Source organism: Bradyrhizobium acaciae, from assembly GCF_020889785.1.
GTDB classification, from domain to species: domain Bacteria; phylum Pseudomonadota; class Alphaproteobacteria; order Rhizobiales; family Xanthobacteraceae; genus Bradyrhizobium; species Bradyrhizobium acaciae.
The window spans coordinates 94,182-106,428 of the sequence record NZ_JACMYK010000005.1 but is presented as its reverse complement, the minus strand read 5'-3'; the positions used below and the strand labels follow the sequence as shown (position 1 = coordinate 106,428).

The window sequence follows — 12,247 nt, the reverse complement described above, 5'->3', positions numbered from 1 at the left end:
TTCGCGACGTCATAATAGAACCAGCCACTAGAACGCCACGCCGATCGTCTGGCTGCGCGAACCACCCTGATATCGGAGCAAAACCTCATCGTCGGCGTCGATTTCGGCCGCAGACTCCGAACGGACGGCGGTCGCGCGCTGGACATTGCCCTCAATCTCTTGCCATTTCTGGCTCGCCGCCGAACGCCCGGCCCATACTGCCCGCGCCTCACTCACCGCCCGCTGTGCCTCCTCATGCGCGATGCGTGCCTGCTCAAGCGCCTGACGCGCCGATTCGAACTCTGCTGCCAGTCGCCCAATGACGAGTTGACACCGTCGATCGAGCTCGGCCACGGACGTTGTCTCGAGCTGCGCCAGTTCCCGATAAAGTTCAGCTTCGACCTTGGAGCGATGCTTCTGCGCGGCTTCAAGCCCCTCAGACGCCCGCTGCAGCGCGTCGGCTGCAATTCGGCGTTTGGCTTCCATGTTCGACAATTCACGAAGCGCGCTTCGCTCCCTCATGTCTTTCACCAGCCGTAATTTCGACGCTTGCACGGGATTCAGGCCGTGAGACGCGACATCCATGAAACGGTCTCCTCAAAGCTGGACGGCTCATCCTGTCCCTGGCGCAAGAATGCGCGCAGTTCCTCGATTGAATCGATTGCCCGATCAGTCAGTGGGTCGCTGCCGGGCTTGTATTCACCGACCTTGATCAGAAACTCGGCTTCATTGTAGCGCGAGAGCAGATCGCGGAAGACGGAGGCCGCCTTGCGATGTGGCGCGGAGGCGACCGCATCCATGACACGACTTCGGCTCGACAGCACATCGATGGCGGGAAAATGCTCGCGCGAAGCCAGCGCGCGCGAAAGAATGATATGACCATCAAGAATGCCGCGCGACTCTTCGGCAATCGGATCGCCCGTGCCGTCACCTTCGACAAGCACTGTATAGAATGCCGTGATGGAGCCCCGCTCTCCCATACCGGCACGTTCCAACAGCCCGGGCAGCAGCGCAAAAACGGAAGGAGGAAAGCCGCGTCGGGTCGGAGGTTCTCCCGCGGCGAGGCCGATTTCGCGCATCGCGCGGCTAAAGCGCGTCAGCGAATCCATCATTAGCACGACCTGCAGTCCTTGATCCCGAAAATACTCCGCGAGTGCGGTCGCCATATGAGCGCACTGCGCCCGCTCCATTGCGGATCGATCGGATGTCTCAACGACAACGATCGTGCGTGCAATGGCATCTCCAATATGACGTTCAATGAATTCACGCACCTCGCGGCCGCGCTCTCCTATGAGTGCAACTACGGTGACATCAGCGGCCGCCCCTTTTACAATTTGCGACATCAGCGTCGACTTACCGCACCCAGCATCTCCATAGATTCCGATCCTCTGACCTTCGCCACACGTCAGAAGCCCATCCAACACGCGAACGCCGAGCGGAAATGGCTGCTCGATGCTACGCCGTTTCATCGGGTTGGGTGCCCTGCCGCGGAGCGGACAAGTGTGGACCGTCTTTATTGGCCCCTTGCCGTCGAGTGGACGGCCGAAGCTGTCGATCACGCGACCGAGCAGGCCGGGCCCGACTGACACTTCCTGCATGCGCCCGGTCGGGACCACTTCCGCGCGGTGTGACAGGCCCACCATATCGCCGATAGGCGTCAGCAGAACTCCATCCGGCAACAAACCGATGACTTCGGCCTCGAGCGCCCATCCGGATGCGTGATCCTGCAACAGGCAAAGTTCTCCGACACGGGCCCCTGGTAATACGGCATGAAGTAACGTGCCGATCGCCCGCGTGATCCGTCCCCGCACAGCACGCGTATCGACATCCTTTGCTGCGGATCTTACAGATGCCAGCGCCGCATGCAGATCTCCTTCTCTGGCCGCTTGACCAGGGCCTGATCGTTGCATCGTCACGTTTCGTCTTCCTGAGAGGACGGATCAAGGCTGAGACGTAATTTGCGGAGCTGTGCGGCAAGTCCTAAATCCACATTGCCGAACTCGCTCCACAGAACGCACTGGTCAGGCCCCATAGCCGGGTCCGGATCAATTCTGACTTTCGGCCGACCATCCGTCCCGTCGAACGCCTCGAATTCATGTCTTAGTGCATCAACGTTCACAGGAGACACGTGAAGGCGTACTTCCGCGCTGCCATATCTTTGCTCGACGGCGTGACGAACGGTTCTTACCAGCATCTCGCCGGGATCAAAGGAGCCCAACAAGTCGGTCAATATCTCAAGGACGAGCTGTGGCAACTCCTGCTGCAGAACGGCTTTTCGCCGGGCCACATCGGAAGCAGCTCGGGCGATCAGCTGTGCCATTTCGTCCGATCCTGACCTAAGACCCTCGCTGTGGCCGTGCTCCCGCTCTTGCTGATAGACTTTGCTTGCCCAGCTGCGAACCTGCCGCAGATATCGGTCGGCTAGCGCACGCGTCTGCACCGCATCGCACCAGATACCGAGTTCCGCGGCTGGTATGAGTGGACCAAGCGGTCGTATCCGCGGGCTATCTGGCTGGGCTATCTCATCGGCCGTCATGCCGCTGGCGCCTCGCTGGCCAAGTGGGCTACCACCAAAGACAGCAAACGACCCGCTGCGCTGTGGTGTTCGGCTGCTGGGGATTCGGCGGCGGTCCCAACACGTAAACGGAAAAGGACGCGCAAACGGTCAAGCTCTGATGCGTCCTTGAGCCAGGCACCAAGGCAGGCATGTCCGTCATGTTCAATCTGGCTCGACAGTTTATGCGGATCGACAATCGATGTGGTCGCGACCGCAGCAGATAAGTGTCGGATTGCGAAAGCATGTGCTTCCGCACCAATATTTTCGATCAGAATCGCCACGTCATGCTTTGACACAAGCTTCAGCACCGAACGGGCATGCCAGATACTGCCAGCGAGCAAGGCCGCCCGACGCGGATCATGCCCGAGCAGAACGTCCCTGCCCCAGTCAGTTCCGTTCGAGGCCAGCTCGCTTAGCAGCAATTCGGCCAGTCTTTGCTGCAGCCTCGGAGTCTTCTGCAACTGCAGCACTGTGGCCTCCGACAGGAGCCCATCAAGATGGCCGGCCAAACGGCTGGGATGGATCAAGGCGGCAAGCTCGCGCAGGCGATTGGAATGCGCGTTTTGTGAATGATTTTGGTCGGGGGATACCATCGATACGGACCTCAATGCCCGCCTATTTCGCATCGGAGAGCTTTTTGCCAGCGGACTTGACCGCTGGCTTGCTGGCACCACTGCCGAGATTCATCAGCTTACGCCAGGATTGGCGAAGTTGCCCCCCGCGTGCGCTCAGCAGTAGGCAAGATACGATGCCTAATACGGCGAGCGCACCTCCTGCGCCGATCGCAATGGGAGCCGCGACGAACCTGGTTGACTCGTTTGACGCTGCCGCTGACGTAAGCGAGACCTCATGCTGAGTCCGCTCGACGGGCACGAACACGACCGCCACCTTGTCGTATGATAGACCTTCGATGCTATTGGCGACGAGCATCTTGATTTGCGGCAGCAAGGCTGAGAGCTTCGCGCTGGAGGCGTGCCGAATGAAAACCGACGCCGAGGACGGGGTTGCGTCCTGCCGCAGAAGATCATTCTTCGGCAGAACAACATGAACACGGGCGGAGAGAACCCCATCAATATCGTTGATCGTACGCGACAATTCTTCACTTAGGGCATAGACGTAGCGGGCCCGTTCCTCGACCGGAGAGGCAACGAGCCCCGACCCCTTGAACACCTCACCAAGGCTCTTGAAGGGCTGGCGCGGCAAGCCCTGGTCATTTAGCAACTCGATGGAATAGGCGAGCTGCTTTTCTTCGACCTGAATGGTGCTCGTCCCATCCTTACCGACGACCCGGATGGCATCTACGCCCCTGCTCAGCAGCAGCCCAAGCATCTCGTTGGCGTCACGCTCCTGCACTTTGGTATACAGGTCCGTTTTGCAACCGGTGAGGGTCGGTAAAAGTAGCAGCAGAACAAGAGCATGAAGCCGCTTGCTCGCGGGCCGACCGTTACCGATCCTACCTTTCGTCAAGACAGCCAACGGCCCGCTCAGCCTGCTGATAGAAGTTTATTCAGAGATGAACTGACGGCACCTGTACCCTTGGAGATGAGCGAAACCTGGACGACACCGTTGTAAACATCGCGCAAATTAGTCAGCGCCGAATCGAAATGATCCGCACCTTCCGGCTTGCCCGCCGGATGCACCTCGACTTGCTGCGACCGCAGGAGCGGTTGCGCGGCCGGCCCAAGCTGGAAACTCTTCGCAGGATCAAGATCGCCGACGAGCGTCGGCGAAACTGCGTCTCCAGGAAATGGTTTGCCCTGGTGGATAGCAGAAATGCTCTGAAGGACGCGATCGCCAAGCGGGCTCGCCGGCGTGACTGCGCGCTGCACTTCCGGCACCGATGAAACTGGCGCGCGCTCGGTCACAAAAGAGTCGCCCCCCTGTTTCAAGGCGGCCTGCGCGAGACTCTCGTGAAACTGAGCGTGCGCCAGCGAAGAGCCGCTGGAGGCACACTCGACGGGGTTGGCGGAGACCGACGCAATTCCAAGCAACATGGGAGAAATCATTTCTGTCCCGTGGTGAGATTAGCCATTCGCTCGCATGAATGGGCTGGCACCCTAGAGACCCAAACTGACCAAAAGCTGACGAGCATCTGTCATCTAATAATCACGGTTGGCTTCCAATTTCGGGCGAAGCGTCGGCCTCCAAATTTTGGGACGAATTCCGGTGCTTGGTTTCAATTAGAAGAAAATCGCTGGAATGCTCATCCCGTCTACAAGGCTGCATATCTTGAAGAAAGTTCTCTATCTTGCTGTTTTCATGTGCTTGGGCGCCATCAAGGCGCTCGGCGCCCCGCTGGCGCTGCCGTCGACGCCGTATAGTTACACAGTGCTGGATCAGGACCTCGCGACCGCGCTGCAGGAGTTCGGTAACAACCTCAATATCAGAGTCAATATCAGCACCGGGGTGAAGGGACGAATTCGCGGGCGAATGCCGGATCTCCCGCCGCGGGAGTTTCTCGAACGGTTGATCAGTCTCTACAATCTTCAATGGTACTACGATGGGCTGGTGCTCTACGTATCTGACGCGCATGAGGCGCAAAGCCGCCTTCTGATACTGAATCCGATCAGCTTTGACGCGTTCAAGGCGGCGCTCGACGCACTCAACATCTCGGACGAGCGCTACATCGTGAGAGCCGTGCCGGGAGATGGCCTCGTCTTCGCGTCCGGTCCGCCTCGCTTTATCGCGCTTGTGGAGCAAACACTCAAAGGACTGGTGACGGAGGCACAGGCGCGACGAAACCGGAACGGAGCCGAAAAGCCACCGCATGAGTCGGTCTTGATGCTGTTTCGCGGATCTTCCAGCGTGGTCGTTCGCGAAGGACGCCCCAACGACGCTCCTTCACCCGAGCTTTCACATCAAGACGGCATGGATCACGCACCTGATACTGGTAAGAAATGAACGGATAATAACAGATGGGTTGGGAGGAGATGTAATTTCTACTTATGCCCTCGGTCAGCTTTTCGAAAGCTGCAGCTGTCATGATGAGAGGGCGGCTGTCCAGCGGGATGCCGCAAGACAGGCAACAAAGGTCCGGGCCCGCACAACGTATGCTCGAGCCGAAAAGGGCAAGCAGTATCCGTGACCTGCTTTGCAGCCTTAGCGTTTCATGCGAGCTTTTGAAAAGCTCTACGAAGTCCGTCATGAACTTCGCCGCATCGGTTGAGAGCCGCATTGTCGTACAAAAGGAGGAACAGGATGGAGTTCATGCGCTAGGCGGAGCAGACAAGAGCCCACCGCCCCGCTCGGCCTCATCGCCCGCCGATCGAAGTGAGTTTGAGCGTGAACTGATGGCATTGCATGAAATGCCTGGATACAGCCAGGACCTGATTTGGCAGGAGCTTGGAGGCCGACCGTCGCATGTCGGGCCGGCATTGACCGGCGGCGAGCAGTCCAATTCCCAACAGGCGGCCGCTCAAGATCGCGTGGTCTCCTCTGATTTCGGCAACGACCCTGTTTGGCAAGATCTTGAGCCTGGACTCATGCACGCGGGGTCGCCTCACGCCAGACGGTCTCAGGAGCGGTCCCCGCTGCCCGCGCGCGTCGCGCCGCCGGAACTTGGCGATTTCGTCATGGCGAACGGATATCTCGCCAGCGACAACTGGGTCTTCATCGGCCAAACAGCTACGCCTGCTCAGATCGAGATGCTGAGAGGCCGTGACGTCATGCCGAGCATAAATGTCCGGACTACAACGTTCACCATCCTGGGTGTGCCTCACACGGCGCAATGGCGAGCAGAAGGGTTCATTCGTCTCGAACCGTCGCTGGACGCCGCCCTTGGGCCCGCAGGTTCGGGCGAACACCCGCCAGGTGACCAAGCACAATGACATTGACAGATGCAGAGTGCATCTGAGATTCGAGGCGTCCAGAGTACCATGCACCGCTCAACTTTTTGGGCGATGGATTGATTCGTGCGGCCACCCCAGCAATCTGATCCGATCATGCTGCATCGCCCCGATCGGGCAGACGCCAATAATTTGTTTGACACGCAGGCGCGAGCTGGCTGAGCGCTGGTGAGTTGCCGAGAGATGTTGCGGAACCCGCGATGTGTTGCATGAATCAGCGCACGCGAATCCTGCGAAGAGCGGCAGACTCGTTGACCTGGCTGTCGCAGAGGCGAGCGATCGAGCACCGAAGCAAGCCGATGCCGAATTGAGGACCCGTCGCCGCCTTGAGCGACGTCATTTCTCAACTCATTGTGAAATCCTTTGAGCGCCGTCAGCTTCTCGAAAGCTAATCGCTCCTACCATACGGCGTGAATATCTAGACGGCGATATGCCTATAGATTGTAGCCAAACCGAGCGCTGGGAGCGTTGTGCAATCGGAAGCAAGCGGTAGGAGCCATTGAAGCCTATCGACATCTCTTGCTCGTTGTTCGCCGCGATCTCAGGCTGCGCCACATAGCCAGCTTGTGGTGCGATCTCAAATCAGAGGACGTATGATGTCAGTCAACAATCTGCCGCTAACCACCAGCTCGAATTTGGCTTTGTCGGGGCTGGCTTCTGGGCCCTCGCAGGCGCGTGACTTTTCAAGCTTCGAGGCGGTGCTGGTCAGTTTGTCGTTGAAGGGCACGACTGACGAGCATTCCCCACCGCAAGGTCCGGCGACCGAGGACTCGGCCAAGCAACTGACGCAGGAACTCACGCAAGAGGTGCGGAACATCATCCCGCCGGAGATCAAGGCCGCACTGGACGCATGTCAGGAGACCCCCGAGCCGTCCTCTGAGGAAGCCTCCTCCGCGGCGAACGCCCCAAAGATTGCAGAAGCCCCCGTACAAAGCTCCAGAATTACGTGGAACAGCGGCACCCCGACTGAGGCCGAGCTGCAGATTGTGTCGGTGCTGATCCGACACAAGGACAAATGCCCGCTGGATTGGAAATCTCTGGGAGATTTGGCCAACGATCCCTCCACACCGCCGGATCTAAAGGCGGCGATCGAGGCACTCCAGCGAGACCCCGAGCTCTTCTACGCAATAGGTTCGCAAGGCGACGGCCGCTGCGGCGGTAAAATCAAAGCGGGTGATCTCTCCGGCTTCTCCGATCACCACCCGCAAGTTGCTGAGTTCCAGGAGCAGCGGGCAAAGAACTATACGCAAAACTACATCCCCTCCGACGGCAGCGGCAATGGCGAGCCATCGGTTATGATGCTGACCGATGCATTGCGCGAGCTCTATCGCTATTCCGATAACCTGCCCAAGAACCTAAGCCTTTCGGATTTCAAGCAGATCGTCGACGGCGAAGCTAAGACGGGCAAATGCCCGCCGCAGGTTCTCGCGGCCGCTCAATACTTCCTCGACCATCCGGATGAATGGAAGCAGTTGTATGGCGGCTCGATAGACAAGGTCCACAAAGAGGACTTCCTGCAGGTTGCTTCATCATCGGTGAATCTCACGAAAGCCGAGCTCGATACGCTCGACACGATCAGCAAGAACCAAAGCGCCTTTTTCGGGAAGGGCGACCTGACGCGGGAAAAGCTGGCGAGCATGGCCGATGACAAGAGCCTCGCGCCCGAGGTGCGAAAGGCGGCATCCCAGCTGCTGTCCGACCCTGTGCTGTTCGGGTTAATGAACAACGCGATTACGGGCTACAAAACCCACCACAAGTTCTTCGACTTCGGCGGCGGCCATACGGTCGATTCCGGCAACATCAGCAAGAGTGACTTCAACCAGTTCTTCAGCAACATGTCCGGTGCGAACCGCACCGTTCAGCAGGTGAAAACGCATGCCGCCCGAACGGCCGCTGAGAAGGACGCGGTCGCGGACATGTCGATGGGCGTGGCAGACCAACCCGACATCAAGTCTCCCAAAAAAAACGGTGGCGCCTTCATGCACGCAATCAATGACGTGCTCAAGGTTGGCTCGAAGGTACTCGACTGGGCCGCGACAGCAGTCGGTGTACTTAGCTTCATTCCAGGCTTGGGCGAATTGGCCGATCTGGCGTCAATGGTGCTCGAAGCCGAAGCGCAAGCTGCAAATCTTCTTCACACTGCGATCAGCGGTGGCAACATAAAGCAAGCGCTCGAAGAAGCTGGCCTGAGCCTTGCGGCACAGGCGGTAGGCTGCATCGGCGGCCCTGAGGTCAAATTGGCAATGCGAGAAGGCTTGGTGAAGCAGGCAATTCAAGAAGCAGCCACGGCGGGGGTCAATCTTCCGGTTTCGGTAGCCCAGTCCTACGCGGAGGACTACCTGAACAACTTGAAGGCTCGCATCGAGTCCGAACGCATGCAAGCTGCAGGCGCCAACGCCTAGCCGGATCGCACTATCTGTCAGGATCAGGCTGACAACGCCAGTCGAGCTTGTGCGGCTTACGCGCGGTCGGGTCTCCCTGCCGAGCAGTCGGCCGCGCAAACTCTACCATCCTCGATACCGTCCGCCGGATCCGAGGAACTTGCTCGCTCTTCGCTGCGCACGATTTATGTGGGTCGCGATCGATCGCGCGAGGCCGACCTCAAATCCAGCCTGCCGCTACGAAGGTCAATCGGCTGCATACGCAGCCCGGCAAGAAGGTCGATGCATTAAAACCGCGCGACAGAGCCGGTCAGAGCGGCGGAACCTGCCGGCTTGCGCAAAGATCAGGAACATGCTGATCGCAGAGCGCCAGGGGAAGGACCGCTTCTCGAGCCGCAAGCTGCTGTTCGCTCTGCATGAAGGCGGGCCCCGATTGACGGATCCTTCATGAGCCCTCCAGGACCGATGGATCGTCCTTGACCACCGAATCGCCGTCAATCTCGCTTTCGGCCCCGCTCCAAACCAGGTCAAGCTCCGTCCCGCTGCGCCCGGCTGCAAGCAAGTTGTCGAAAGACCCCGCGGGCATCGAAAGTGACGCCAGCCCGGGATTGCAGCAAACGCGAGCTATTAATAGTCGCGTCAACATCCGCCTGCTGAAGCTTTCGACTTGATGAGCAGCGATCCGACCCGATCGAGTTCCACAAACGAACGTTTGTCCCGGTACATACCATCTGATCTGCAGCTTTCGCAGATCCAGCATCGGCCCATTACATTTTGTAGAACTCGTCAGCTTCTCGAAAGCTAACGTTTGCACATTGGTGGGCGGAGACTGGTCCATTGGCACGATTGAATTGAGATAGGAGAACCCGATGCGCGTTACAAGCTCCAGCGCGACTGGGCACGTTGATGCCGACCTCCATGCGGCTGGCGGCAAAAGCAGCGGCAAAAAAGGATCTCACAAACCTGACGAGCGCGATGATCACGGCCGATCGCCAGATGCGAACAGTCCCGTAAACGGCGGCGCGTCCACTGCGGGCGGCACCTCGCGAGAAGCCGCCATGCAGCAAGCCTTCAACGTCGCTCTGGGAGCCGCTGCTCTACAGCTTGCAAATAGTGCAATGGGTCATTTCGACGACGTTATGGCCGAAACAGAAGAGGATTCCTGACGTCGCATGTTGCGGCGTCAGGAAAATAGGAGCCGCACGTTGCGGCGAAATTCGAGCACACAGGAGAATTACTATGACTAAGGGCGTTGGTGCGTCTGGTACCTCGATTGCAGGTGGTGCAGCTGGCACCGCTGCAACTGGAGCCGCTTCCGCCGGTGCTGAAGTTGCTGGAGAGGCTGCATTCCAACGGCAAATCGCCGCTCTGACCGCCACGAGCACCAAGGCTGCCGAGAGGGATGTGGAGCTTCGCGTCGTCTCGACCGAGCTTTCGACCGTCAAGAAAGCAGCCGATGAGCGGGTGCAGTAAGGGATGAGGTGGGGCGACGTGCGTCGCTCACTTTCCCGGGCTGCTTAGTCCGTGAAGTCGCAACGGGCCGTACGGTTTTGCCGTACGGTCCCGTTCGCAGTTCAGGAGAGCGACCGTGAATGAACCACACTGCCCGCGTTTCGAAGTGCTGCTGGGATGCTATTCTGGGCTGACGGGAAAAGTAGGGGGCGGATCGTGTCTGATCGGAAGCAGCCTCGATGCTGATTTAATCTTTGTCGAACAGGGCCTCGAACCACACCATCTTCGTGTCACCCCGCATTCCAACTCGATCGAGATCGAGGCACTGGCGGGCGACGTTCGTGTCCAGGGACACGAGACTGTTTTGCCAAACGCGCCCATCGTTGTCCCTCTTCCTGCTGTCCTTCATGCCGGCGAAATGTCGATCCGGTGGTCTATCGAGGGTCTCGAAAAAGCTGGCTCTATCGATCGCCGGCGTGTATCGCTCGCCGGACTCGCCCTGGTCGTGATCAGCTTTGCCGCGGCTGGCACATTGTCGACCAGTTTTGTCCAGACCGACACCGCTGCGGTGCCAAGTTCGTCGCCTCCTGCCGCCGATGTTGCACCCAAGCTGGCGCTCAGCGCTCCTGATGCTCTGGCCACCGATGCAGCTGCGGGGCTGCTGCAAGAGGAAGTTGACAGAGCGGGCCTTGTCGGCATCAAAATCGGTTCTGGGGCCGGCGTTGTCACGGCCGACGGCAGCATTACGCCCGCTGCACTCACCACTTGGCAAGACATCCAGCAACGCTTTGATCGCAATAGCAACGGCGCTTATACGCTCGTCAATGCAGTCGCCATCAAGGATGAGAAGACACCTTCCGCAATCGGGATCCAGGCTGTGTGGCGCGGCAGCGATCCTTACATCGTCGTTGCTGGCCAAAAGTATTTTGTTGGCGCGCTGTTGAGCAATGGATGGACCGTCAACGGAATTGAGGAAGGGCGTGTTCTGCTGAGCCGGAATGGCCGGCTCTCCGCTCTGTCCTATTAGCGTTTCAGGCCGCAGGTAAGGAAGCAAAGTGCCATGACTAGGCTGCCCCCGAATTCCGTCGAGCCTGGCGCCTCTTTTCAGGGACCAAACGTTGATCATCATGCATCTAGCATCACGCCGGGCAATTCTCGAGCCAAGTCCATCGGGATCGATCGGACGCGTGGCAATGATGACAAGAACCACGGCGCAATTTCCCAGCATAACGACGCGCCCGATCGCTTGGTTGAGGGCACGATCGACAGCGCGCTCGAGCTCGGTTCGATCAACGCGATTTCACGCGTCAATCTCGACGAGGCCCGCGCCCAACCAGGTCAGATCGAGCCAGGCTCGGAACTCGCTTGGCTTAACGGGCCTAATCTCGCGCATAGCCTGCTCTCTTTCGTGACGCCGCGGCTACGTCATTCGCACGTTCTGCGTCCCGAGCAACACGGCCCTCTTTTGGAGCGTTTAGCCAATACGCTATCTGCCGCGCCAGAGGATTTGGTGGCACGCGAAGGAGCGGCCCTTCTGCAGCTGGAGCTGCAGCGGTTAATCTTGCTCCGGCAGAGCCACAACGGCTTGATCAAAGGCTAGCAATGGCCGAGCCAGACAAATTGCAACACGTCGCATCTACACAGCGGCCAAACGTTTCCAAAGCCGATGCTCTCGAGCTGGTCTCTGGGCCGGAGCGAGATTTGCTCTGCGTGCTTTCTTATATCTATCTTTCGTGCGGGCAGAGCGCAAAGAGCCTGGCTCTGTTGCGGCTTGTTGCTCACGAACACTCTCGAGACATTGGCCTGCTGCGGATCCTGGCCTATGCTCTCATCTCGGAGCGTCGCGGTGACGAAGCACTGTCGGTATTGGATCGGCTTGACAACCTAGATGGCCAACCCTCTTCGTCTCTGCCATTGATGCTGATGCGCAGCCACGCCCTGCGTCACGCCGGCCGCATGGCCGAAGCGCAGGCCGTCTTCAAGCGCTATGTTTCGTTGCGCGGCAACACAGCTCCAGCCAAACAACAATAAGG

At 58.9% G+C, this 12,247-nt stretch carries 14 protein-coding genes; 8 read left to right on the top strand and 6 right to left on the bottom strand.

From position 1 onward, the window contains the following. Positions 1-27: 27 nt before the first annotated feature. From H8A92_RS04325 to H8A92_RS04300, 6 genes are read right to left on the bottom strand one after another with little or no spacing between them, the layout of a single operon-like run. Positions 28-564, bottom strand: a complete 537-nt coding sequence (locus H8A92_RS04325; RefSeq protein WP_229194614.1) for a hypothetical protein — start codon at positions 562-564, stop codon at positions 28-30. Beyond that, positions 540-1,889, bottom strand: a complete 1,350-nt coding sequence (gene sctN / locus H8A92_RS04320) for a type III secretion system ATPase SctN (protein ID WP_229157641.1) — start codon at positions 1,887-1,889, stop codon at positions 540-542. Before sctN ends, H8A92_RS04325 begins: the two co-directional genes overlap by 25 nt. 2 nt (positions 1,890-1,891) lie before the next feature. Then, a complete protein-coding gene (sctL, locus tag H8A92_RS04315) occupies positions 1,892-2,515 on the bottom strand; it encodes a type III secretion system stator protein SctL (protein WP_229194613.1) in 624 nt (207 codons plus the stop codon). Further along, on the bottom strand, positions 2,512-3,129 hold the full coding sequence (locus tag H8A92_RS04310; protein WP_229194612.1) for a nodulation protein NolU: 618 nt from the start codon (positions 3,127-3,129) through the stop codon (positions 2,512-2,514). The genes sctL and H8A92_RS04310 overlap by 4 nt, the downstream gene beginning before the upstream one ends. A gap of 22 nt (positions 3,130-3,151) precedes the next feature. Beyond that, positions 3,152-3,988, bottom strand: a complete 837-nt coding sequence (sctJ, locus tag H8A92_RS04305) for a type III secretion system inner membrane ring lipoprotein SctJ (RefSeq protein ID WP_420831291.1) — start codon at positions 3,986-3,988, stop codon at positions 3,152-3,154. A gap of 32 nt (positions 3,989-4,020) precedes the next feature. Beyond that, complete coding sequence (locus H8A92_RS04300; RefSeq protein WP_229194611.1) at positions 4,021-4,542, bottom strand: nodulation protein NolB; 522 nt, start codon at positions 4,540-4,542, stop codon at positions 4,021-4,023. A gap of 253 nt (positions 4,543-4,795) precedes the next feature. Here H8A92_RS04300 and H8A92_RS04295 point away from each other — a divergent pair, with 253 nt between their 5' ends. From H8A92_RS04295 to sctY, 8 genes are all read left to right on the top strand, one after another. Then, complete coding sequence (locus H8A92_RS04295; protein ID WP_274613222.1) at positions 4,796-5,437, top strand: secretin N-terminal domain-containing protein; 642 nt, start codon at positions 4,796-4,798, stop codon at positions 5,435-5,437. A gap of 242 nt (positions 5,438-5,679) precedes the next feature. Then, positions 5,680-6,363 (top strand): hypothetical protein, encoded by a 684-nt coding sequence (locus H8A92_RS04290; protein ID WP_229194609.1) that lies wholly within the window; start codon positions 5,680-5,682, stop codon positions 6,361-6,363. Between the two features lie 614 nt (positions 6,364-6,977). Beyond that, positions 6,978-8,783: an HrpF/NolX family T3SS translocon protein gene (locus tag H8A92_RS04285; protein WP_229194608.1), complete on the top strand. Its 1,806-nt coding sequence runs from the start codon at positions 6,978-6,980 to the stop codon at positions 8,781-8,783. Between the two features lie 848 nt (positions 8,784-9,631). After that, positions 9,632-9,928, top strand: a complete 297-nt coding sequence (locus H8A92_RS04280; RefSeq protein WP_229194607.1) for a hypothetical protein — start codon at positions 9,632-9,634, stop codon at positions 9,926-9,928. 73 nt (positions 9,929-10,001) lie between these two features. Beyond that, the gene (locus H8A92_RS04275; protein ID WP_229157596.1) at positions 10,002-10,235 is read left to right on the top strand and encodes a nodulation protein NopA; all 234 of its coding nucleotides are present in this window, start codon (positions 10,002-10,004) and stop codon (positions 10,233-10,235) included. A 115-nt stretch (positions 10,236-10,350) separates the two neighbouring features. Beyond that, positions 10,351-11,241 carry an FHA domain-containing protein gene (locus tag H8A92_RS04270; RefSeq protein WP_229194606.1) on the top strand — a complete coding sequence of 297 codons (891 nt, stop codon included), beginning with the start codon at positions 10,351-10,353 and terminating at the stop codon, positions 11,239-11,241. Positions 11,242-11,274: 33 nt separating this feature from the next. Then, positions 11,275-11,814 (top strand): hypothetical protein, encoded by a 540-nt coding sequence (locus H8A92_RS04265; protein WP_229194605.1) that lies wholly within the window; start codon positions 11,275-11,277, stop codon positions 11,812-11,814. Between the two features lie 2 nt (positions 11,815-11,816). Continuing rightward, entirely contained in the window at positions 11,817-12,245 is a 429-nt protein-coding gene (sctY, locus tag H8A92_RS04260) for a type III secretion apparatus assembly chaperone SctY (RefSeq protein ID WP_229194604.1), read from the top strand. The last annotated feature ends 2 nt before the right edge of the window (positions 12,246-12,247 follow it).

Excerpts from the sequence above, each read along its gene's own strand:
- H8A92_RS04325 (WP_229194614.1), bottom strand. The coding sequence starts at position 564 with ATGGATGTCGCGTCTCACGGCCTGAATCCCGTGCAAGCGTCGAAATTA.
- sctN (WP_229157641.1), bottom strand. The coding sequence starts at position 1,889 with ATGCAACGATCAGGCCCTGGTCAAGCGGCCAGAGAAGGAGATCTGCAT.
- sctL (WP_229194613.1), bottom strand. The coding sequence starts at position 2,515 with ATGACGGCCGATGAGATAGCCCAGCCAGATAGCCCGCGGATACGACCG.
- H8A92_RS04310 (WP_229194612.1), bottom strand. The coding sequence starts at position 3,129 with ATGGTATCCCCCGACCAAAATCATTCACAAAACGCGCATTCCAATCGC.
- H8A92_RS04300 (WP_229194611.1), bottom strand. The coding sequence starts at position 4,542 with ATGATTTCTCCCATGTTGCTTGGAATTGCGTCGGTCTCCGCCAACCCC.
- H8A92_RS04295 (WP_274613222.1), top strand. The coding sequence starts at position 4,796 with ATGTGCTTGGGCGCCATCAAGGCGCTCGGCGCCCCGCTGGCGCTGCCG.
- H8A92_RS04290 (WP_229194609.1), top strand. The coding sequence starts at position 5,680 with ATGAACTTCGCCGCATCGGTTGAGAGCCGCATTGTCGTACAAAAGGAG.
- H8A92_RS04285 (WP_229194608.1), top strand. The coding sequence starts at position 6,978 with ATGTCAGTCAACAATCTGCCGCTAACCACCAGCTCGAATTTGGCTTTG.
- H8A92_RS04280 (WP_229194607.1), top strand. The coding sequence starts at position 9,632 with ATGCGCGTTACAAGCTCCAGCGCGACTGGGCACGTTGATGCCGACCTC.
- H8A92_RS04275 (WP_229157596.1), top strand. The coding sequence starts at position 10,002 with ATGACTAAGGGCGTTGGTGCGTCTGGTACCTCGATTGCAGGTGGTGCA.
- H8A92_RS04265 (WP_229194605.1), top strand. The coding sequence starts at position 11,275 with ATGACTAGGCTGCCCCCGAATTCCGTCGAGCCTGGCGCCTCTTTTCAG.
- sctY (WP_229194604.1), top strand. The coding sequence starts at position 11,817 with ATGGCCGAGCCAGACAAATTGCAACACGTCGCATCTACACAGCGGCCA.